Here is a 19408-nt window from a genome sequence, read left to right as displayed (position 1 = left end):
CACACATCATGAACACCTTCCTGGCTTATCTGCGTCCGCTGGGCAATCTATGCCTGAAAGAATTCCTGGCCGTGCTGAAGGATCCCACCAGCCGCGTGGTCCTGGTCGTGCCGGTGATACTGCAGAGCCTGCTGTTCGGCTACGCCGCCACCTTCGACCTGACCCATGTGCCCTATGCCGTGCTGGATCAGTCGCGCGGGCAGGCATCGACGGAACTGCTGGCGCGGCTGGACGGCACGGGGGTCTTCGAACGCGTGGCGACCCTGCGGTCGGCGGACGAAATCGCGCCCATGATCGACGCCGGCGATGCCTTGCTGGTGCTGCACTTCGGCGACGACTTCGAACGCACATTGACGGCGGGCGGCCAGGCGCCGCTGCAGCTTGTCCTGGACGGCCGCAACTCGACGACGGCCAACACGGCCGCGGGGCAGATCCGCGATATCGTCACGGCCTACAACGCCAGTCGTCCTGGCGCCCGACCGGCGCCGGTCAGCGTGGAGATGCGCGCCTGGTACAACCCCAATCTGGAAACACGCTGGAGCATCATACCGGGGCTGATCGCCACGCTGAGTATGCTGCAGACGATGACCCTGGCCGCGCTGTCGGTGGCGCGCGAGCGTGAACAAGGCACTTTCGACCAGTTGCTGGTCACGCCCTACCGGCCCATCACCATCATGTTCGGCAAGGCGCTGCCCTCCATCGCGATTGGTCTGCTGCAGTCTTCGCTGGTGCTGGCCATCGCGCTGTTCTGGTTCCGCATTCCCATGGCGGGCAGCCTGGCGGTGCTGCTCGCCGGCACGCTGATGTTCACCATCGCCATCGTCGGCGTCGGCCTGTCGATATCGGCCGTGTCGACCACCATGCAGCAGGCCATGCTTTACAACTTCGTGCTGCTGATGCCCCTGGTACTGCTGTCGGGCCTGACCACGCCGGTGCGCAACATGCCGGAAGGGTTCCAGATCGCCACGTATGCCAATCCGCTGCGCTTCGCGGTGGATCTGGTGCGCAGCGTATACCTGGAGGGCGCCGGCCTGGCCAACGTCTGGCACGACCTGATCCCTTTCGCCTGCATCGCCGCCGTTACCCTGCCGCTGGCGGCCTGGCTGTTCCGCCATCGCCTTGCTTGAAGAGCCGCGCCATGCCGACTTCTTATCCTCCCTTTTTGCGTCTTGCGCCTGTTTCCTTTCTCGTTGCGGTCATGCTGGCGGGCTGCGCGGTCGGGCCCGACTACGACGCGCCGACCGCCTCGGCGCCGGCGTCCTGGCAGGATTGGCGCAGCGCGCCGCGTCCCGCCGCCCCGGCCGCGACGCCCGCGGCGCCGCCCACCGCCGCATCGGGCGCGAGCCAGCCACGAGACGCGGCAACGGCCGCTGCCGCCGCGGCGACGGCGGGAAGCGCGGGGACATCGACCACCGCCACGCCTGGTACGGCCTCCCTCCCCGCGCAGTGGTGGACGCTGTTCGACGACCCCACGCTGAACCAGTTGCAGGCGCGCGCCGCGCAGGCCAGCCCGGACCTGCGCACTGCCGCGCTGCGCTTTGCCCAAAGCCGCATGCGGCGCATCACCGTCGCCGCCCAGCGCGGGCCGACCCTGGACGCCACCGGCGCCGTCACCCGCCAGCGCCAGAGCGAATACTCCGCCGGCACGCGGTTGGCCAACGCGGTGGCGCCCGCCAATCGGGAAGAACTGGTCTCCGTCCTAAGCTCGCCCTTCACCCTGTACCAGGGCGGCTTCGATGCATCCTGGGAGCTGGACCTGTGGGGCCGTGTGCGGCGATCCATCGAATCGGCCGACGCGGAAGTCGGCAATGCCGCCGCCCTGCTCGACGACGTACGCCTGGCCGTGGCCAGCGAACTGGCCCGCGACTACTTCGAACTGCGGCTGACGCAACAGCAGCGCGACCTGTTGAACCAGGACGTGGCGGCCGCCCGCGACAGCCTGTCCTTGCTGCAGGCGCGGGCCCGCGGCGGACTGATCGATGAACTGGACGTCAGCCGCCAGAGCGGCTTGTTGGCGGACCTGGAATCCCGCCTCCCGGCGCTGAACGCCCAGGAAGCCGCCCTGATGAACCAGATCGGCCTGTTGGTGGATGCACGGCCTGGCGAACTGACGCAGACATTGGCCGCGCGGCCCGCCACCTCGCTCGCCGCCCTGCCCGCCCGGCTGCCCGACCTGTCGCTGGGCCTGCCGTCCCAGGTCGCGCTGCGGCGTCCGGACATACGCGCAGCCGAAGCACGCTTGCATAGCGCCACCGCGGACATCGGTGTCGCCGTGGCGGACCTCTATCCGCGCATCACCCTGGGCGCGAGCTTCGGATACGAATCGTACGAAGACCGCCGCTTCGGCGAATGGGGCACGCGCGCGTGGAGCGTCGGCCCCTCGCTATCGCTGCCGATCTTCGACCAGGGCCGCCGCCGCGCCACCGTGGTGCTGCGCCAGCTGGCCCAGCAGGAGGCCGCGGTCAACTACCAGCAGACGGTCCTGAAGGCGTGGAAAGAGATCGACGATGCCCTGACCGGCTACGACGCCGAACGCGGCCGCAACACCAGCCTGCGCGCCAAAGAGGCCGCCAGCCGCGAAGCCTACGATCTGGCCCGTGCGCGCTATGCCCGCGGCCTGACGGACTTCCTGGTCGAGCTCGATGCCCAGCGCACGTGGATCCAGGCCCGCCGCGACCTCTCGGACAGCAACCATCAGTTGTTCACGCGCCTGATCGCCGTCTACAAATCCGTCGGCGGCGGCGACGGCACCGCTCCCGCAGGGACGGAAACCGCAGTCGGACCGGCCGCCCAGCCCTAAATCAACCAGGGTCATAAAGATATAAGAAACAGAAATAAGGTATCGTGCCGGCTGAGCAGCATCAAGGGGCGAGCCACGCCATATACGGCACGACGCCGTACGGCGGCGGACCCGATTACAGGGGCATCGATTCCCGGGGCAGCCCGGGAGGCCGCATAGCAGCGACAGCGGCATCCGCCCACAGGCAGCACCAGGGATGGGGACCACCGTTTTGCGCAGCACATTCTTCCAAGGCAATTTGGCGCGGCTGTCCGTCGCGCAGGCGCTGGCCGGCGCCAATACCACGGTGGTGTACGCCACCGCCGCGATCATCGGCAACACGCTGGCGCCGGACAAATCGCTGGCCACCATGCCGATTTCCATCTTCGTCGTCGGCATGGCGCTGTCCACGCTGCCGGCCGGCGCGGTCGCCCAGCGCTACGGACGGCGCGCCGCGTTCCTGGGCGGCACGGGCTGCGGCGTACTGGTAGGCCTGCTTTCGGCCCTGGCCATCCTGCTGGGCAACTTCTGGATTTTCTGCTTCGCCATGCTGTTCGGCGGCGCTTATGCGGCCGTCGTGCTGTCCTTCCGCTTCGCCGCCGCCGAATGCGTGCCGGCGCCGCAGCGGGCGCGGGCCCTGTCCACCGTCATGGCGGCCGGCGTGGTCGCCGGCGTGCTGGGGCCGCAGCTGGTCACCTACACCATGTACGTATGGCCGCCCCACATGTTCGCGGTCACCTATATTGCCCAGGCGGTGGTCGCGCTGCTCAGCGCGGGCATCCTGATGGGCGTCAAGCTGCCCATCCCCAGCGCCGCGGAAAGCGCCGCCGGCCGGCCCTTGGGACAGATCGTCCGCCAGCCGGCCTTCATCGTCGCGGTCATCTGCGGCGTCATCAGCTATACCCTGATGAACTTCCTGATGACCTCCGCGCCATTGGCGATGCGGCTATGCGGTTTGCCGCAGGAAGCGTCCAACCTTGGCCTGCAGTGGCATGTGATCGCCATGTACGGCCCGAGCTTCTTCACCGGGCGCCTGATAGGCCGCTTCGGCGCGGGCCGCGTGGTAATGGCCGGACTGATATTGACCGGCGCGTCCGCCGTGGCCGGCCTGGCGGGATTGACGGTCGGCCATTTCTGGACCTCGCTGATCCTGCTGGGACTGGGCTGGAATTTCGGCTTCGTGGGCGCTTCCGCGCTGGTGCTGGAGTGCCACCGGCCCGAGGAACGCAACAAGGTCCAGGCCTTCAACGATTTCCTGGTGTTCGGCACCATGGTGCTGGGGTCCTTCTCGTCCGGCGGCGTACTGGCCAACTACGGCTGGGACATGGTCTGCTGGATCGCCTTCCCGCCGCTGGTCATCGCCATGGTGGCCTTGGCCACGCGGCGGCGGCTGGCGGTGCGGGACGTGGCAAAGGCCTGAACTGGAAGGTCAAGGTATGCGCAGCACTTCCGGGTCCACCAACTCGTAACTTGTGCTGCGCCCGCCGGCCTCCGAACGTAGCAGCACGCCAAGCAGCACCAATTCATTAATGTCCCGCAATGCGGTGTCTGGCGAGCATTTGGCCAGGGCCGCCCACTTGCCGCTGGTCAGCTTGCCCTCTAAGCCATCGAGCAGGCGATTGAGCGCCTTGACCTGCCGCTCGTTGAGTCGGGCTCCCGACACGCGTTGCCAGAAGCGTGCCTTGCGCAACACGGCGTCCACCGTGCCATGTGCCTGGTCCACCGCCGCGTGCAGCATCTCCAGAAACCATAGCAGCCACGCCGTCACGTCGAGGTTGCCCTTCTGCGTAGCTTCCAGGATGTCGTAGTAAGCCTTGCGCTCGCGCTGGATCTGGGCCGACAGGCTATAGAAGCGCTGCGGACCGCCGTCCGCGCGAGCCAACAGCAGGTCGCCGACCGCCCGCGCGATACGGCCGTTGCCGTCATCGAAAGGATGCAGCGTCACGAACCATAAGTGCCCCAGCCCCGCGCGGATCAGCGGTGGCTCCGGTGGCGTGGCGGTATTCAGCCAAGTCAGGAAGCGCTTCATTTCCCGCGTCAGACGGGCAGCTGGGGGGGCTTCATAGTGCACCTTTTGACGATCCACCCGCCCCGACACCACCTGCATGGGCCCATGCGCGTCATCCCGCCAGGCTCCCGTGGTGATTCGGCTCATCCCCGAATAGCCGGTCGGAAAAAGCGCGGCGTGCCAGGCGAACAGGCGTTCCGCCGTAAGCGGCGCGGCATGGTTGGCGGTGGCATCGAGCACCATCTCGACGACGCCTTCGACATGGCGATCCACCGGGGCCAACGCCCCGATGTCCACACCCAGACGGCGCGCAATCGACGAACGCACCGATGCGACATTCAGATGTTCGCCTTCGATCTCGCTGGTGTTGACCACATCGTCCGTCAATGCCGCCAGGCTCGCTTCATCCCGCAGCCCCAGATCGACATCGGCCAGTCTGCCCAGCAACAGGCCTTGGGCGCGGCTGACACGGGCCATGGGCGCCGCCAGGGCCGCGACATCGTAGCGCCAGGCCGGCCAGTCCGGTACCTGCCAGATGTAGAGATAATCGCCGCTATTCACGCGGTGATTATGCGGCTGATTCTCCGCAATGGCAAATATTCACCGCATATTATGCGGCGAATGAGAATCCCATTCGCCGCACTGCGCGGACGCGCCCGCCGGGCGCCGACGCCGCCATCCCCACCGCGGCAGGCTCAGCCTTTTACGAACGCGGCCCGGGAGATGCTGTACTCGTAATAAGGCAAGCCCTCCAGCGCCTCGCGCGCCGCGCCGCCTGGATCCTTCAGAAGCTGGCTATCCATGCTCAGCGCCATCGTTAGGCGATCAGCATCGCGGAACGGCTCCCAATGCGGCAGCGTCGGATTGTCCGGATTGCCGGTACGCGCGAACGTGGCCCATGTGGCCATCATGCATCGGGTCATCGGCTTGATGTCCGCGCCACTGCCCACCTGCGCCTCCGCCGCCTTGGCGGTGCCGAAGATGAACGGTACCTCGCCCGTGTGCGGCGAATGGATGCGTCCGCCCTGGATGGGCGTCTGCCGGGTAAAGACGTAGGCGTAGACAGGCGCCTTCCCTGCCGTGGCCTGCAGCGCGGCCACCTTCAGCGTATTGCGCTTGAACAGGTAATCCGTGGTGATGGCCATCAGAATCTGGCTGGGATCGTAGGCCGGATATTCGGATCGATACGCCTCGATCAACCCATCGACGCGCGCGGCATCGGCTTTCAGGAAACGCTGCAGCCTGCGCTGCACGTCCGCTGTCTCCAACGCGAAGTTGCGCGGGTCGACCTGCAGGTAATAGGTGCTTTCCGTATTGGCGTTGCCTATCAGAACCGGAATATGCGCCGACATGGCCGGCGCATCCGGATAGAAGGGATCGCGCAGGAAATTGCGCCCATCCACCACGGGCCGGAAAGGATCCGCAACGCTTTTCAGCGCGGCCACCAGCTTGTCCATCGGCACCTGCTGCAAGGCGGCGCCGCTGACGGACTGCATGCCCAACGCGGCGGCCAGCGCGTGGGCCTGGCGCGCCGCCTCATCCGGGCTGTCGATCCGCATGCCACCCGAGCAGCTCTGCACGATCGCCTTGTGGAACAGCCCCTTGGCGGCAGGCATGCCCATCAGCGCGATCACCTTGGCGGCCCCACCTGACTGCCCGAAGACCGTGACGTTGTTCGCATCGCCGCCGAAGGCCGCGGCGTTGTCCCGTACCCATCGCAAGGCCTGCAACACATCAAGTACACCAGCGCTACCCGCATCGGCGAAACGTTCATCTTTGTCGTCCAGCCATAGATAACCGAAGGCGTTCAGTCGATGGTTCACCGTGACGACCACGACATCCTGCGCACGTGCCAGGTTGGTCCCGTCGAACCCCGGCGCGGTACCGGCGCAGCTCGACCACGACCCGCCGTGCAGCCACACCATGACCGGCCTGCGCTTGTTGTCGTTCACGCCGGGCGTGAAGACATTCAGGAACAGGCAATCCTCGCTCGTCGGCTGTATGGTCGTGTACCAGGCGTAGAAAGGATCCTGCGTTTCCGCCACTTGCGGACAGGACGCGCCCCATTGCGTGGCGTCCTGGATGCCCGCCCATTTTTGAGGCGGCCTGGGCGGCATGAAGCGATATTCGCCGCCTGTGGTGTCGCCATAGCGCAGCCCTTTGAATACATGCACCGCCTCGTCGAAGGTGCCACGGACCTTGCCATTGGATGTCTCGACCACCGTATCGGCGGCTCGCACGATACAGGGCATCAACGACGCCATCACCGCGGCGCCCGTCGCTATCGACGCATGCTTCAGGAACGCGCGTCTACACCGCGCGCGAGGTGTTGCAGTCTCCATTGCCCAGCTCCTCTTCTCCGCTTGTCCCAACGGTTGCCGGTGTGATCAGCGGACAGATGGTATTGCGAAAATGAAGTGCTGTGCTGTCATCGGGCAAGGTCCAGAAACGAAAAGCCCCGGTAAAACCGGGGCTCTGGAGCAATTCAGGGATCTTTGTGCAAGCTTGTGAAGTCCCCTGAAATGGCTTGATCGGGTCAGACGTTGAACAGGAAGTTCATCACATCCCCGTCCTGCACGACATATTCCTTGCCTTCCGCCCGCATCTTCCCCGCTTCCTTCGCGCCCTGCTCGCCCTTGCAGGCGATGTAATCCTCATAGGAAATCGTCTGCGCGCGGATGAACCCGCGTTCGAAGTCGGTATGGATCACACCCGCCGCCTGGGGCGCGGTGGCGCCTATCGGTATCGTCCAGGCACGCACTTCCTTCACCCCAGCGGTGAAGTACGTCTGCAAGCCCAGCAGTTTGAACGCCGCACGGATCAAGCGGTTCAAGCCCGGCTCTTCCATGCCCATATCGGCCAGGAAGGCCGCGCGGTCTTCTTCCGGCAGGTCGACGATTTCCGATTCGATGGCCGCGCAGATCGCCACCACCGGCGCGTTGCGGGACTTGGCGAATTCGGTCAGGCGGTCCAGCAGGGGGTTGTCGGTGAAGCCGTCATCGCTGACATTGCCCACATACATCGCCGGCTTGGAAGTAATAAAGCACAGCGGCCCGATCAGCGCGCGTTCTTCCTGCGTCAGATCCACCGACCGCACCGGCTTGGCCTGGTTCAACTGGGCGATGCACTTCTCCAGCGCCGCCACCAGGCGCTGCGCTTCCTTGTCGCCGGAGCGCGCGGTCTTGTTATAGCGATGCAGGGCTTTTTCCGCGGTCTGCAGATCGGCCAGCGCCAGTTCGGTCTCGATGACCTCGATATCGGCGATGGGATCGACCTTGCCCGCCACGTGGATCACGTTGGGGTCCTCGAAGCAGCGCACCACGTTGACGATGGCGTCCGTCTCGCGGATGTGCGACAGGAACTGGTTGCCCAGGCCTTCGCCCTGGCTGGCGCCGGCGACCAGGCCGGCGATGTCGACGAATTCCACCGTGGCCGGCAGGATGCGCTCGGGCGAGACGATCTCCGCCAGCTTCTGCAGGCGTGGATCGGGCACTTCCACCACGCCCACGTTGGGCTCGATGGTGCAGAAGGGATAGTTTTCCGCCGGAATGCCCGCCTTGGTCAGGGCGTTGAAAAGGGTCGATTTACCGACGTTCGGCAGGCCGACGATGCCGCATTGCAGAGCCATGGAGAACCTATAAAAGTATCGAGGCGCCGCATGCCCATGCGGGCAAGGCGGGTCTGCCCGATTCGCGCCGGTAATCCGGCAGCGGTCATGTGGGGTGGCGCACAGGTGCGAAACGCGGGATTCCCAGGTTTCGTCCGCCAGGAAACCGGGGATTTTAACCGGTCGGCGGATTGGCCCGCGGTCAACGTCCCCGCTTCCGCCGCTACCAGTTCGTCTCCCGCTCCGGCGTGGACGAAATCCGGTGGATGGACAAGTCCGCCCCATTGAATTCCGCCTCGGCGCTGACCCGCAGGCCGACGGCGGCGCGGATCGCTCCGTATACGGCGAAGCCGCCCGCCAGTGCAACAATCACGCCGAACAGCGTGCCGGCGACCTGCGCCAGGAACGACACGCCGCCGAGCCCGCCCAGGGCCCGCATGCCGAAGATGCCCGCCGCAATGCCGCCCCAGGCGCCGCACAGGCCGTGCAGCGGCCACACGCCCAGCACGTCGTCGATGCGCCATTTGTTCTGGACCAGGGTGAACATGTAGACGAACAGCACGCCGGCGACGGCGCCGGTGATCAAGGCGCCGATCGGGTGCATCAGGTCCGATCCCGCGCAGACGGCGACCAGGCCGGCCAGCGGGCCGTTATAGGTAAAGCCCGGATCGTTCCGCCCCACCAGCCAGGCCGACAACGTCCCGCCCGCCATGGCCATCAATGAATTCATCGCCACCAGGCCGCTGATCTTGTCCAGCGGCTGGGCGCTCATCACGTTGAAGCCGAACCAGCCGACCGTCAGTACCCAGGCGCCCAAGGCGAGGAAGGGAATGTTCGACGGCGGATGCGCGGCGATGCGGCCGTCCTTGTAGCGTCCGCGGCGCGCGCCCAGCAGCAAGACCGCCACCAGCGCCACCCAGCCGCCGAAGGCGTGGACCACTACGGAACCGGCGAAGTCATGGAAGGGCGCGCCCGCGACCTGCTCCAGCCATTGCTGCAGCCCCAGGTGCCCGTTCCAGACGATCCCCTCCAGGAAGGGATAGACGAACCCAACCAGAAAGAAGGTCGCCGCCAGTTGCGGATTGAAGCGCGAGCGCTCCGCGATGCCGCCGGAGATGATCGCCGGTATCGCCGCGGCGAAGGTCAGCAGGAAGAAGAACCGCACCAGCTCATGGCCGTTCTTCGCGGCCAGGGCCTCGGCGCCGGTGAAGAACTGCACGCCATAGGCGATCTGATAGCCGATAAAAAAATAAGCAATGGTGGACACCGCGAAATCCACCAGTATTTTGACCAGGGCATTGACCTGGTTCTTCTTGCGCACGGTTCCCAGTTCCAGGAACGCAAAGCCCGCATGCATGGCGAGCACCATGATGGCGCCGATCAGGATGAATAATGCGTCGGCGGCTGATTGCAACGTATCCATGGCTTATGCCGGCGCGACTCCGAAGGCACCGCGCCTCCACGTCCCGCTCTGTGTCTCCGTAATAAAAAAGCGCCTCGCACGATACACGAAACTGCTTACACGCAGCCAAGCGTCTACACTTCCCGGCATGTCGCTTCTCTCTACTCGTGTCGCCGTGATCGGCGGCGGCCCCGCCGGGCTCGCCGCCGCTGAGGTCCTTGCCGACGCCGGCATCGGCGTCGATCTGTTCGACGCCATGCCTTCGCTGGGCCGCAAGTTCCTGATGGCCGGCCGGGGCGGGCTGAATCTGACGCATAGCGAGCCGCTCGACGTCTTCCTGGCGCGCTATGGCGCCCGGCAGGGCGAGCTGGCGCCGCTGGTGCGGGCATTCGATCCAGACGCCCTATGCGAGTGGGCCAAGGGACTGGGCATCGAGACCTTCGTCGGCACCTCCGGCCGCGTATTCCCACGCGAGATGAAGGCCGCCCCGCTGTTGCGGGCGTGGGTGCATCGCCTGCGCGAGCATGGCGTGGTGACGCACGCGCGGCATCGCTGGGTCGGCTGGGCCGACGCTGGAAACGCCGGAAACCCCGAGCACCCGGAGAGCGCCGGAAATGCCAGGAACGGCAGCCGCCTGCGCTTTGCCACGCCCGATGGGGAAAAGACGATAGACGCGGCCGCGGTCATTCTGGCCTTGGGCGGCGGCAGCTGGGCCAAGCTGGGATCGGACGGCGCATGGATCCCGCTGCTGACCGATCATGGCGTCGCGATCGAGCCGCTGAAACCGTCGAACTGCGGTTTCGACGTGGCGTGGTCGCCAATCTTCCGGGACAAGTTCGCGGGTGAACCGGTCAAGAACGTCGTGGCGAGCTGTGCAGGCGGCGGCGCCGCCCCGCGCCGTCGCGGGGAATTCGTGATCAGCGAGCATGGCGTGCAGGGCAGCCTGATCTATGCGCTGTCATCGGCGTTGCGGGATCAGCTCGAACGCGAAGGCCAAGCAACGTTGACGCTGGACCTGTTGCCCGACCGAAGCGCCGAGCGTGTCCTGGCGGACGTCTCGCATCCGCGCGGCGCGCGTTCGCTGTCATCGCACCTGCAAAGCCGCGTCGGCATCACCGGCGTGAAGGCGGCGCTATTGCGCGAAGTGCTGGACAAGGACGCGATGCTGGACGCCGGCCGGCTGGCCCGGACCATCAAGGCATTGCCATTGGCCCTGACCGCCACCCGTCCCGTCGATGAGGCGATCAGCACCGCCGGCGGCGTGCGCTTCGATGCCATGGACAACAACTTCATGCTGAATAACCTGCCCGGCGTATTCTGCGCCGGTGAGATGCTGGATTGGGAGGCGCCGACCGGCGGCTACCTGCTGACCGCCTGCATCGCCAGCGGTCGTGCTACCGCGCGGGGTGTTGTGCGCTGGCTGCGGAGCTGATCCAGGCGACGGCCTCTTACGGCCGGATCACCGCCGTCCCGTTGATCGTGATCCCGGGCCCTACCGGCGCAACCGGATACGCGGGCACCACCACCGGCTCGACATACCGGGGCGGCTTGCACTTGCGCTTTTCCTGGTACTCGCCGTTCTTCTTCCACTTGCGCTTGACCTCGCAATCGCCATCGTGGAATTTGTCCTTGTAGTCACCCTTGTACTCGCGGCCGTCGGCGATGACATAGCCTTGGCCGGATTCGTTTTTATCGCGATCCGCATGGGCCGCGGCGAGTGGCAGCAAGGTGCAAGCGAACAGGCCGGCAACGATCAGTTTTTTCATGGCGTATGCATCCCCGGTTGCAGATAACCGGATGGTACGTGCCCATCCGCGCCTGCCCATGTCGTCCGGTTACAGACCCCGACCGCCCGTTGCGACGCGACGCAAGCAGGCTCCCGGCGTGACAAACCGTCGCATTGCCACGAAGCTCCCGCAACGCAAGCGGCACGGCGCCGCGCCACCGCGAGGCAAATCAAGACAACCGAACCAAGGCCACTTACGACACGACTTCGGGCGCCCACTTCATCAGCGCCAGCACCAGCAGCACTGGTCCCGCGTTGAACATGGCGTGCATCATGATCGACGCGCCTATGCCCCGGCGCGTACGCATCCAGCTCAACACCAGCCCCGTCAGCCATTGCGGCAGCACCAGCAACGGCGTCAGCCACAAGGGCGTATGGTTCAGATAGAAATTCCCCAGATGCATGCCGGCGAACACCAGCGCCGCCGAATGCAGGATCCACGGAAAGTAGCGCACATAGCGCCGCCGCCAATCCCAGCTCCATTCGCGGCGCGACGCGCCGCCCCGCCGTTGGGTCCAGGCGATGGCCACCAGGACCAGCACCACCAGCGCCGCGGTCCAGACATTGGGCCCGCGCAGCAGCGGCCAGATCATCAGCGGCACCACCCACAGGGCCTGCACCGGCCGCCGCAGGCCGTAGCGGAACAGCATTTCCTCGACGACCGGCGCCCACACGATGGCGGTGAACCACGGGATCGCGCCCATCTCCAGCTTGTGATGCGCGCCGCCCAGGGTCGCCACCGCCACGGCCAGCGGGCCGAGCGCGAACAGGTTGATGGCCCACAGCATGGATACCCAGGCCAGCAGGCGACGCAACCGTACCGGCGGCAGCCAGTCGGCGCGCGGCGCCCGGCCCAGGCGCCGGGGCGGCAAGCGGCGCAGCGACGGACGACGCAGGAAGCGCCAGAAGTCCGCGATATCGGCCCGCAGGCGCGGCAGGGTGCCGCCGATGTGTCGCCCCATGGTCAGGCCTCGTTCGCGCGATGCAGCTGTTGCGTCGCGCGCGTGAAGTCGCCGTCCAGCAGCAAGGGGATGACGGCGCGGCAGCGGTCGATGACGGCCTCGATGGCGGTCATCTCTTCGCGGCGCGGCTGGTGCAGCACGAAATCCGCCACCTGCTGCGTCAGCCCCAGCGTACGCGGATGCCCGATGCCGATGCGCAGCCGCCAGAACGCCGGGCTGCCCAGCGCGGCCTGGATATCGCGCAAGCCGTTGTGGCCGGCATGGCCGCCGCCCTGCTTCAGCTTGACCTGGCCCGGCATCAGATCCAGTTCGTCATGCAGCACCAGGATCTGCTCCGGCGTCAGCTTGAAGAACCGCGCCAGCGCGCCCACCGATTGCCCGGAACGGTTCATATACGTCATGGGCTTGAGCAGCACGACATTCTCGCCCCCATGGCGAGCCTTGGCGACGAAACCGTTGAAGCCCTTCTCCATCGCGAAGCTGGCGCGCAGATCGTCGGCGATATGGTCGGCCAGCCAGAAACCCGCGTTGTGGCGGGTGGTTTCATATTCAGGGCCGGGATTGCCCAGGCCGACGATCAAGCGGATGGGTGTGGACATGACGGATGGATCGCGATGCTGAAAAGAAAAAACCCCGCGTATGGTATTCCACACGCGGGGTTCGTAGTGCGCAGCCCGGCCTACAGCGCCCGGCTGACGCGACTTGCGCTATCAGGCGGCCGGCGTGGCGTCGCCGCCTTCGGCTTCTTCACCAGCGTCAGCGGCGCCGCCCTTGACCAGCGCGGAGGCCAGCACCGGATTGGTGTCGCCGCCGTGGGCCAGGTAGGTCACGCCCTTGGGCAGTTGAACGTCCGACAGGTGCAGCGAAGCGCCGCCCGTCAGCTTGGACAGGTCGACTTCGATGAACTGCGGCAGGTCGCCCGGCAGGCAGGCGACTTCGATTTCGTTCAGCACGTGGGTGATGATCGCGCTGCTCAGCTTCACGGCCGGCGAAACTTCGGCGTTCATGAAGTGCAGCGGCACCTTGGTGTGCAGGACCTTGCTTGCATCCACGCGCTGGAAATCGACGTGCAGCACTTGCTGTTTGTAGGCGTGCCATTGGACGGCGCGCAGCAGCACCTGTTCACCCTTGCCGCCTTCGATTTGCATGTCGAGGATGGACGAGTGGAACTCTTCCTTGCGCAGGGCGTGGTAGATCTCGTTGTGATCGAGTTCGATGTTCAGGGGCTGGCTGCCGGCACCGTAAACGATGGCGGGAACCCGGCCCGCGCGGCGCAGGCGGCGGCTCGCACTCGAACCCTGGACGCTACGCGCAGTGGCGTTGAATTTCATGGATAACTCCAAACATGGGGACACCTGGGTGTCCCTGAAAAAACACGGCCGCACCATGCGGACCGTGGCTTCGCTTCCGCGCCGCGACCAGCGAGGAAGCAAAAGACCTGAACGCGTTCAGTCGGCAAACAGCGAACTGACCGATTCCGCGTTCGAAATACGCAATATCGTTTCGCCCAGCAGGCCGGCGCAGGACAGCTGGCGGATCTTGCCGACCGCGCGCGCCTGCTCCGACAAGGGGATGGTGTCCGTGACGACCAGCTCGTCCAGGTCGGAGGCCTGGATGCGGTCCACGGCGCCGCCCGACAGCACGGGGTGGGTGCAATAGGCATACACCGCGCCGGCGCCGCGCTCTTTCAGCGCCTGGGCGGCCTTGCACAGCGTGCCGGCGGTATCGACCATGTCATCCATGATGATGCAGGTACGGCCGTCGACTTCGCCGATGATGTTCATGACTTCCGACACGTTGGCGCGCGGACGCCGTTTGTCGATGATCGCCAGGTCGGCTTCCAGCTGCTTGGCCAGCGCGCGCGCCCGCACCACGCCGCCGATGTCCGGGGACACGACGACCAGGTTGGCGAAATTGCGGCGCCAGATATCGCCCAGCAGGATGGGACCGGCGTAGATGTTGTCCACCGGGATATCGAAGAAACCCTGGATCTGGTCGGCATGCAGGTCCATGGTCAGCACGCGGTCGACACCGGCGACCTGCAGCATGTTGGCCACGACCTTGGCCGAAATGGCCACGCGGGCGGAGCGCGGACGGCGATCCTGGCGCGCGTAACCGAAATACGGGATGGCGGCGGTGATCCGGCCAGCGGACGCGCGGCGCAGCGCATCCACCATGACCATGATTTCCATCAGATTGTCGTTCGTCGGCGCACAGGTAGGCTGCAGCACGAAGACATCCTTGCCGCGGACGTTTTCGTTGATTTCCACCATGACTTCGCCGTCGGAAAAACGGCCCACGGTCATCTTGCCCAGCGACATATCAAGATGATTGGCCACATCCACGGCCAGCCGCGTGTTGGCGGTGCCGGTGAAAATCATGAAACTGTCTTTTGTCATGGTGCAGACGCTAAGTCGTTTCGAACAGGTCGTTCCGAACGGGTCGTGTCGAATGGTTCGTTTCGGACGAACAAAAAAAGCTGCTGAACCTGGGCCGGCAAGGCGGGCGTGTTCAACAGCTTTTTCTATATATATATGTTGGGCTGGGGAGGAAGGATTCGAACCTTCGCATGCCGGAATCAAAATCCGGTGCCTTAACCAACTTGGCGACTCCCCACTAGCTTGCAATCCAGTGCCGCAACGGATGCTCGATCAACCCAGGACTCGCCTGCACCAACCGGAACCGCACAGGCGGCTCATCTGCCTGCGACTTATCCGCCATTTTACCGGCGTCGCGCATTGTAGCGGCTATTTTTCGCTCCGCCAAAACCGCCGCCGGCATATCGGGGAACTCGGCGAACAGACACGCACCGGAACCCGACATCCGCGCAACGATTCCACCATCGGAGCTTGCCAGCCATTCAGCGGCCCGGAGGACTTCCGGGAAACGCTTGTAGACCACAGGCTCCATGTCGTTCCGGCCAAACAGCGCACCGGAATCAGTCGAAGCGAGAAAGTCCGCTATTGTGATACATGCGGTATCCCTTGTCAAATCGGGATCGCCAAACACGACGGGCGTCGGCACGCTGGCATCCGGCTGCGCCACCACATAGGCGCGCTCGGGCAGCGGCACGGCGGTGAGCGCTTCGCCTATGCCTTCCGCGAAGGCCGACTGGCCGAACACGAAGACGGGCACGTCCGCGCCCAGGGGCAGCGCCAGGCGCATCAGCTCGGCGCGCGACAAGCCCGTGTTCCACAAGCGATTCAAGGCCATCAGCGTGCTGGCGGCGTCGCTGGAGCCGCCACCCAGGCCACCCCCCATGGGGATGCGCTTTTCCAGCGCGATGGAAACGCCCTGCCGCGTACCCGTGGCCGCCTGCAACGCGCGGGCGGCGCGCACGGTCAAGTCGCTCTCCGCCGGCACCCCCGGCAGTGGATCGACGCGTTCTATCCTGCCGTCGGCACGCGATTCGAAATCCAGGGTGTCGGCCAGGCCGATGAAGCGGAAAACCGTCTGCAACAGGTGATAGCCATCGGCACGACGGCCGACGATGTGCAGGAACAGGTTCAGTTTGGCGGGCGCCGGGACATCGTACAGATTCATGGCTCAGGAAGGATTGACGACCAGTCGCAGCAGGATGCGGCGATCCGGTTCGCGTCGTTCCAGCACCAGTACCTGCGGCCCCAGGTCGTCATAGCGCGACAGCCTGGCCTGCCACCCCCCTTGATCGAAAGACAGCGGGCGCTGCGAGTCGTCGCGCCGCACCTGCGCCGCCGGCGGCTGCTGGGGCAGCCGCCCGCGCAGCCAGTCGCGCAGTCCCGACACGGGAATGCTGCTGCCCAGCGCATCGGCCACCAGTTCGTCGGGATCCGTGGCCCGCAAGCGGGTGCCGTCGGATTTCGTGAGCACGGCCATACCCGGCTGGCCTTCCACGCGCGCCTGCGTCGCGCCCAGCGGGTTGGTCAGGTCCAGAACGTAGCGGCGGCCGTCGTCCAGCCAGGAAAAGCCCCCCTGCAGCGCGTCCTGCTTGCCGTCGTCCTGGGTGACCGTCAAGGCGAAGCGGCCGACGCGGGAAAACTCCCCCGCGCCGCCGCTGCCGGCGATGCGGCCGGGCGTCACGCAGGCGGTCAATATCAGGCAGAGCGCCGCCATCATGACGGCGCGCCAGCGCGACAACATCACAGCGTGACTCCCAGGCGCTTGATGGTGTCGCGCAGCGTCTTGTTGCCGGGGTCCTTGCGAGCGGCGGCGGCGAAGATGGCGCGCGCCTCGTCCTTGCGCCCCTGCGCCCACAGGACTTCGCCCAGGTGGGTGCCGATCTCCGGTTCGGGCCGGCGCGAATAAGCGCGCTGCAGGTAGGTCAGCGCGGCGTCGTTATCGCCCATCCGGTACTTCACCCAGCCCATGCTGTCCATGATGTAGGGATCGTCCGGCGCCAGGTCCAGGGCCTGGGTGATCAATTCCAGTGCTTCCGGCAGACGCATATTGTGGTCGGCCAGGGTATAGCCGAGCGCGTTGTAGGCGTGCGCATGGTCCGGGTCGAGCGCGATCACCTGGCGCAGCAGGCGCTCCAGGTCGGCGATCTTGTCCTGGCGTTCGTACAGCATCGCCAATTCGTACTTGATCTCCACGGTGTCCGGGATCGCCTTGTCGGCGCCCGACAGCAAGGCCACCGCCTGGTCGGTACGATTGGCGTCACGCAGGATCTGCGCCTTGGTCAGCACCCCAAGGACGCGTTCTTCCTCATCCTGCGGGTTGGCCTGGTCGACCATTTTCAGGGCGGCATCGATGTCGCCCTGCTTGGCGCGCAAGGTGGCCTGCCGCATGCGCGCCTGGTAGCGCATCGCCGGGTCGTCGATCTTGCCGAGTTCGGCGATGGCGTCGTTGTACCTGCCCTGGTCTTCGGCGATGCGAGCCAGCAGGATGCGCGCATCGGCGGCCGCGCCGGGGGCGTCCGACGTGCCGGGGATCAGCGCGCGCTGGCGCTGGTTCTGCACATCCAGATACTGTTCGAGGAAGCCGCGCGCGTCATCCAGATGGCCGGCCTTGTAGGCCAGCTGCGCCTGCATGAACATGAGGTCGAAGTCCTCGGGCGAGCGGCGCGACATGGCGCGCAATTCCGCCAGCGCTCCGTCGTAGTCGCCCATGTCGGACAGCTGGCTGGCCAGCATCAGCCGCAGGCGCCGCGCATCGGGATGCCTGGCGATGAAAGCGCGCGCGTCGGCGGTGGCCTGGCGCGGGTCCACTCTCATCCCGTATTCGAGGACGCGTTGCGCGGCGGCTTCCGACTTGGGATCGGCCTGCTGCGCCAACTGCGCTTCCTGCAGCGCGCGGGCGTTGTCGCCGGCGGCCTGCGCCACGTCGGCCAGCGCCAGATGCGCCGCGGGCAGCTTGCGCACGGATGGACTCAGGGCCTGATCCAGGATGGCCAGCGCGGTCTTGCGATCGTTGATGCGGCCCAGGACCGCCAGGGATTGGGCGATCGCGGCGGTCTTGTCCGGCGCCGCGTCGATGCGCTTGCGCAGCGCTTCGCCCAAGCCGGCGGTCTGCCCATTGGCGGCGGCCAGGGCCAGTTCGGTGGTGCCGGCTTCGGGGTCGTTCGGCGCCAGGCGCGACCAGACGCGCGCGGCTTCCAGCGCGCCTTTCAGGTTGCCGCCGGCCAGGTAGAACTCCAGCGCGCGGCGCGCCACGCGCGGGTCGGCGACGTCGTTGGCCAGGCTTAGCATGGTCGAGGCGGCCGTGCCGTACATGCCGCGCTGGGCGGCGATTTCCGAAGCCAGGATCCGGTACAGGATGCCGGAGGTCAGACGCACGTAAGGCAGTTGGCCTTCACGCAGGCGGATGACATCGGGTTCCTGGCGTGGCGCCCGCTGCACGCGCGGAGCGATGGCATCGGCGGTATGCCTTTCCGCGGCCGGAGCCGGCAAGGAATACGCGCCGGCCAGCGCCAGCATCAGCGCGGCGAACCCATATTTGATATGCATATGCGACGACTTCACGCGTCCCGTCCGATAAATGGCACAATCTGTACACGCAACTGATCATCTTACACTGGCTGATGCCTGAACTGCCCGAAGTCGAGACCACTCGGCGGGGAATCGCGACTGTCATGACGGGCCGGCGGCTTGTCCAGCTTGTCGTAAGAGAACCTCGCCTGCGCTGGCCTGTCCCGGCCGATCTTTCCGACACCCTGTCCGGCCGCACGGTCCTGGAATGCGGCCGTCGCGGTAAATACCTGTTGCTGCGTTTCGACCATGGTACGCAAATCGTGCACCTGGGTATGTCGGGATCGCTCAGGCGCGTGATGGAAGGGGAAGCCCCCCGCCGCCATGACCACGTGGAATGGATATTCGAACACGCGACGCTGCGCCTGCATGACCCGCGCCGTTTTGGTGCGGTGCTGTGGCATCCCATGGATGCCGGGCCGGTTGAGTTCCACCCTTTGCTTGCGCGGCTAGGCATAGAACCTTTCGACGAGCGCTTCGGCGGGCAATGGCTGTATGACCACTTCCGCGGCCGGGCGGCGCCGGTCAAGCAGCTGCTGCTGGCCGGCGAAGCCGTGGTCGGCGTAGGCAATATCTACGCATCCGAAAGCCTGTATCGCGCGGGTATACATCCCGCCGCGCCGGGACGGCGGCTGTCGCCGGCGCGCTGCGAGCGCCTGGCGCAGGCGATCCGCCAGACGCTGACCGATGCCCTGAATTCCGGCGGTAGCACGCTGCGCGACTATGTCGGCGCAGGGGGAGAACCCGGCAGCTATTTCGACATCCACGCCGCCGTCTACGAGCGCGCCGGGCAGCCGTGCCGAGTTTGCGGGACGCCGATCCGCCGCATCGTGCAGGGCCAGCGGGCTACCTACTATTGCGTCAAGTGCCAGCGCGCCTGAACCCGCGCCCCGGGTCCCGACACCAGGAAAAGCGGCGC

At 66.1% G+C, this 19408-nt stretch carries 16 protein-coding genes, 1 tRNA gene and 1 pseudogene; 5 read left to right on the top strand and 13 right to left on the bottom strand.

The window, feature by feature from the left end:
* Positions 1-8: 8 nt before the first annotated feature.
* The 3 genes from ACNA0R_RS17865 to ACNA0R_RS17855 all read left to right on the top strand — a co-directional run bounded on the left by ACNA0R_RS17865 (position 9) and on the right by ACNA0R_RS17855 (position 4199).
* Complete coding sequence (locus ACNA0R_RS17865; RefSeq protein ID WP_415827392.1) at positions 9-1127, top strand: ABC transporter permease; 1119 nt, start codon at positions 9-11, stop codon at positions 1125-1127.
* 11 nt (positions 1128-1138) lie between these two features.
* Positions 1139-2800: an efflux transporter outer membrane subunit gene (locus ACNA0R_RS17860; RefSeq protein WP_415827391.1), complete on the top strand. Its 1662-nt coding sequence runs from the start codon at positions 1139-1141 to the stop codon at positions 2798-2800.
* 196 nt (positions 2801-2996) lie between these two features.
* The gene (locus ACNA0R_RS17855) at positions 2997-4199 is read left to right on the top strand and encodes an MFS transporter (RefSeq protein WP_415827390.1); all 1203 of its coding nucleotides are present in this window, start codon (positions 2997-2999) and stop codon (positions 4197-4199) included.
* A gap of 9 nt (positions 4200-4208) precedes the next feature.
* On the opposite strand, the gene ACNA0R_RS17850 is transcribed toward ACNA0R_RS17855, so the two are convergent.
* From ACNA0R_RS17850 to ACNA0R_RS17835, 4 genes are all read right to left on the bottom strand, one after another.
* Entirely contained in the window at positions 4209-5348 is a 1140-nt protein-coding gene (locus ACNA0R_RS17850; protein WP_415827389.1) for a Fic family protein, read from the bottom strand.
* A gap of 134 nt (positions 5349-5482) precedes the next feature.
* Positions 5483-7129, bottom strand: coding sequence for a carboxylesterase/lipase family protein (locus ACNA0R_RS17845; protein ID WP_415827388.1), 1647 nt, complete (start codon positions 7127-7129; stop codon positions 5483-5485).
* 194 nt (positions 7130-7323) lie between these two features.
* A complete protein-coding gene (gene ychF, locus ACNA0R_RS17840; RefSeq protein WP_415827387.1) occupies positions 7324-8415 on the bottom strand; it encodes a redox-regulated ATPase YchF in 1092 nt (363 codons plus the stop codon).
* A gap of 202 nt (positions 8416-8617) precedes the next feature.
* Positions 8618-9817: an ammonium transporter gene (locus ACNA0R_RS17835; protein WP_415827386.1), complete on the bottom strand. Its 1200-nt coding sequence runs from the start codon at positions 9815-9817 to the stop codon at positions 8618-8620.
* A gap of 127 nt (positions 9818-9944) precedes the next feature.
* On the opposite strand from ACNA0R_RS17835, the gene ACNA0R_RS17830 reads away from it, so the two are divergent.
* Complete coding sequence (locus ACNA0R_RS17830) at positions 9945-11228, top strand: TIGR03862 family flavoprotein (RefSeq protein ID WP_415827385.1); 1284 nt, start codon at positions 9945-9947, stop codon at positions 11226-11228.
* Between the two features lie 16 nt (positions 11229-11244).
* On the opposite strand, the gene ACNA0R_RS17825 is transcribed toward ACNA0R_RS17830, so the two are convergent.
* From ACNA0R_RS17825 to ACNA0R_RS17785, 9 genes and pseudogenes are all read right to left on the bottom strand, one after another.
* Positions 11245-11562: a hypothetical protein gene (locus ACNA0R_RS17825; RefSeq protein ID WP_415827384.1), complete on the bottom strand. Its 318-nt coding sequence runs from the start codon at positions 11560-11562 to the stop codon at positions 11245-11247.
* Positions 11563-11776: 214 nt separating this feature from the next.
* The gene (locus ACNA0R_RS17820) at positions 11777-12544 is read right to left on the bottom strand and encodes a CPBP family glutamic-type intramembrane protease (protein ID WP_415827383.1); all 768 of its coding nucleotides are present in this window, start codon (positions 12542-12544) and stop codon (positions 11777-11779) included.
* Positions 12545-12546: 2 nt separating this feature from the next.
* Positions 12547-13143: an aminoacyl-tRNA hydrolase gene (pth, locus tag ACNA0R_RS17815; RefSeq protein ID WP_415827382.1), complete on the bottom strand. Its 597-nt coding sequence runs from the start codon at positions 13141-13143 to the stop codon at positions 12547-12549.
* Positions 13144-13254: 111 nt separating this feature from the next.
* The gene (locus tag ACNA0R_RS17810) at positions 13255-13875 is read right to left on the bottom strand and encodes a 50S ribosomal protein L25/general stress protein Ctc (protein ID WP_415827381.1); all 621 of its coding nucleotides are present in this window, start codon (positions 13873-13875) and stop codon (positions 13255-13257) included.
* A gap of 117 nt (positions 13876-13992) precedes the next feature.
* Positions 13993-14943, bottom strand: coding sequence for a ribose-phosphate pyrophosphokinase (locus ACNA0R_RS17805; protein WP_415827380.1), 951 nt, complete (start codon positions 14941-14943; stop codon positions 13993-13995).
* Between the two features lie 143 nt (positions 14944-15086).
* Positions 15087-15160: transfer RNA gene (locus tag ACNA0R_RS17800), tRNA-Gln, on the bottom strand.
* On the bottom strand, positions 15161-16087 hold the full coding sequence (ispE, locus tag ACNA0R_RS17795) for a 4-(cytidine 5'-diphospho)-2-C-methyl-D-erythritol kinase (RefSeq protein ID WP_415827379.1): 927 nt from the start codon (positions 16085-16087) through the stop codon (positions 15161-15163).
* A gap of 3 nt (positions 16088-16090) precedes the next feature.
* Complete coding sequence (gene lolB / locus ACNA0R_RS17790) at positions 16091-16663, bottom strand: lipoprotein insertase outer membrane protein LolB (RefSeq protein ID WP_415827564.1); 573 nt, start codon at positions 16661-16663, stop codon at positions 16091-16093.
* A pseudogene (locus ACNA0R_RS17785) lies at positions 16663-18544 on the bottom strand (tetratricopeptide repeat protein). Before ACNA0R_RS17785 ends, lolB begins: the two are co-directional and overlap by 1 nt.
* Here ACNA0R_RS17785 and mutM point away from each other — a divergent pair.
* A complete protein-coding gene (mutM, locus tag ACNA0R_RS17780; RefSeq protein ID WP_415827378.1) occupies positions 18543-19370 on the top strand; it encodes a bifunctional DNA-formamidopyrimidine glycosylase/DNA-(apurinic or apyrimidinic site) lyase in 828 nt (275 codons plus the stop codon). The pseudogene ACNA0R_RS17785 and the gene mutM overlap by 2 nt on opposite strands.
* Positions 19371-19408 lie beyond the last annotated feature (38 nt).

Origin of the sequence: Bordetella sputigena (assembly GCF_965137885.1) — a bacterium.
Taxonomy (GTDB): domain Bacteria; phylum Pseudomonadota; class Gammaproteobacteria; order Burkholderiales; family Burkholderiaceae_B; genus Bordetella_C; species Bordetella_C sputigena.
The sequence above is the reverse complement of the archived record's forward strand: the minus strand, read 5'-3'. Positions and strand labels throughout refer to the sequence as shown.

Coding starts and splice junctions, on each gene's coding strand:
- ACNA0R_RS17865 (WP_415827392.1), top strand. CDS start 9: ATGAACACCTTCCTGGCTTATCTGCGTCCGCTGGGCAATCTATGCCTG.
- ACNA0R_RS17860 (WP_415827391.1), top strand. CDS start 1,139: ATGCCGACTTCTTATCCTCCCTTTTTGCGTCTTGCGCCTGTTTCCTTT.
- ACNA0R_RS17855 (WP_415827390.1), top strand. CDS start 2,997: ATGGGGACCACCGTTTTGCGCAGCACATTCTTCCAAGGCAATTTGGCG.
- ACNA0R_RS17845 (WP_415827388.1), bottom strand. CDS start 7,129: ATGGAGACTGCAACACCTCGCGCGCGGTGTAGACGCGCGTTCCTGAAG.
- ychF (WP_415827387.1), bottom strand. CDS start 8,415: ATGGCTCTGCAATGCGGCATCGTCGGCCTGCCGAACGTCGGTAAATCG.
- ACNA0R_RS17835 (WP_415827386.1), bottom strand. CDS start 9,817: ATGGATACGTTGCAATCAGCCGCCGACGCATTATTCATCCTGATCGGC.
- ACNA0R_RS17830 (WP_415827385.1), top strand. CDS start 9,945: ATGTCGCTTCTCTCTACTCGTGTCGCCGTGATCGGCGGCGGCCCCGCC.
- ACNA0R_RS17825 (WP_415827384.1), bottom strand. CDS start 11,562: ATGAAAAAACTGATCGTTGCCGGCCTGTTCGCTTGCACCTTGCTGCCA.
- ACNA0R_RS17820 (WP_415827383.1), bottom strand. CDS start 12,544: ATGGGGCGACACATCGGCGGCACCCTGCCGCGCCTGCGGGCCGATATC.
- pth (WP_415827382.1), bottom strand. CDS start 13,143: ATGTCCACACCCATCCGCTTGATCGTCGGCCTGGGCAATCCCGGCCCT.
- ACNA0R_RS17810 (WP_415827381.1), bottom strand. CDS start 13,875: ATGAAATTCAACGCCACTGCGCGTAGCGTCCAGGGTTCGAGTGCGAGC.
- ACNA0R_RS17805 (WP_415827380.1), bottom strand. CDS start 14,943: ATGACAAAAGACAGTTTCATGATTTTCACCGGCACCGCCAACACGCGG.
- ispE (WP_415827379.1), bottom strand. CDS start 16,087: ATGAATCTGTACGATGTCCCGGCGCCCGCCAAACTGAACCTGTTCCTG.
- lolB (WP_415827564.1), bottom strand. CDS start 16,663: ATGTTGTCGCGCTGGCGCGCCGTCATGATGGCGGCGCTCTGCCTGATA.
- mutM (WP_415827378.1), top strand. CDS start 18,543: ATGCCTGAACTGCCCGAAGTCGAGACCACTCGGCGGGGAATCGCGACT.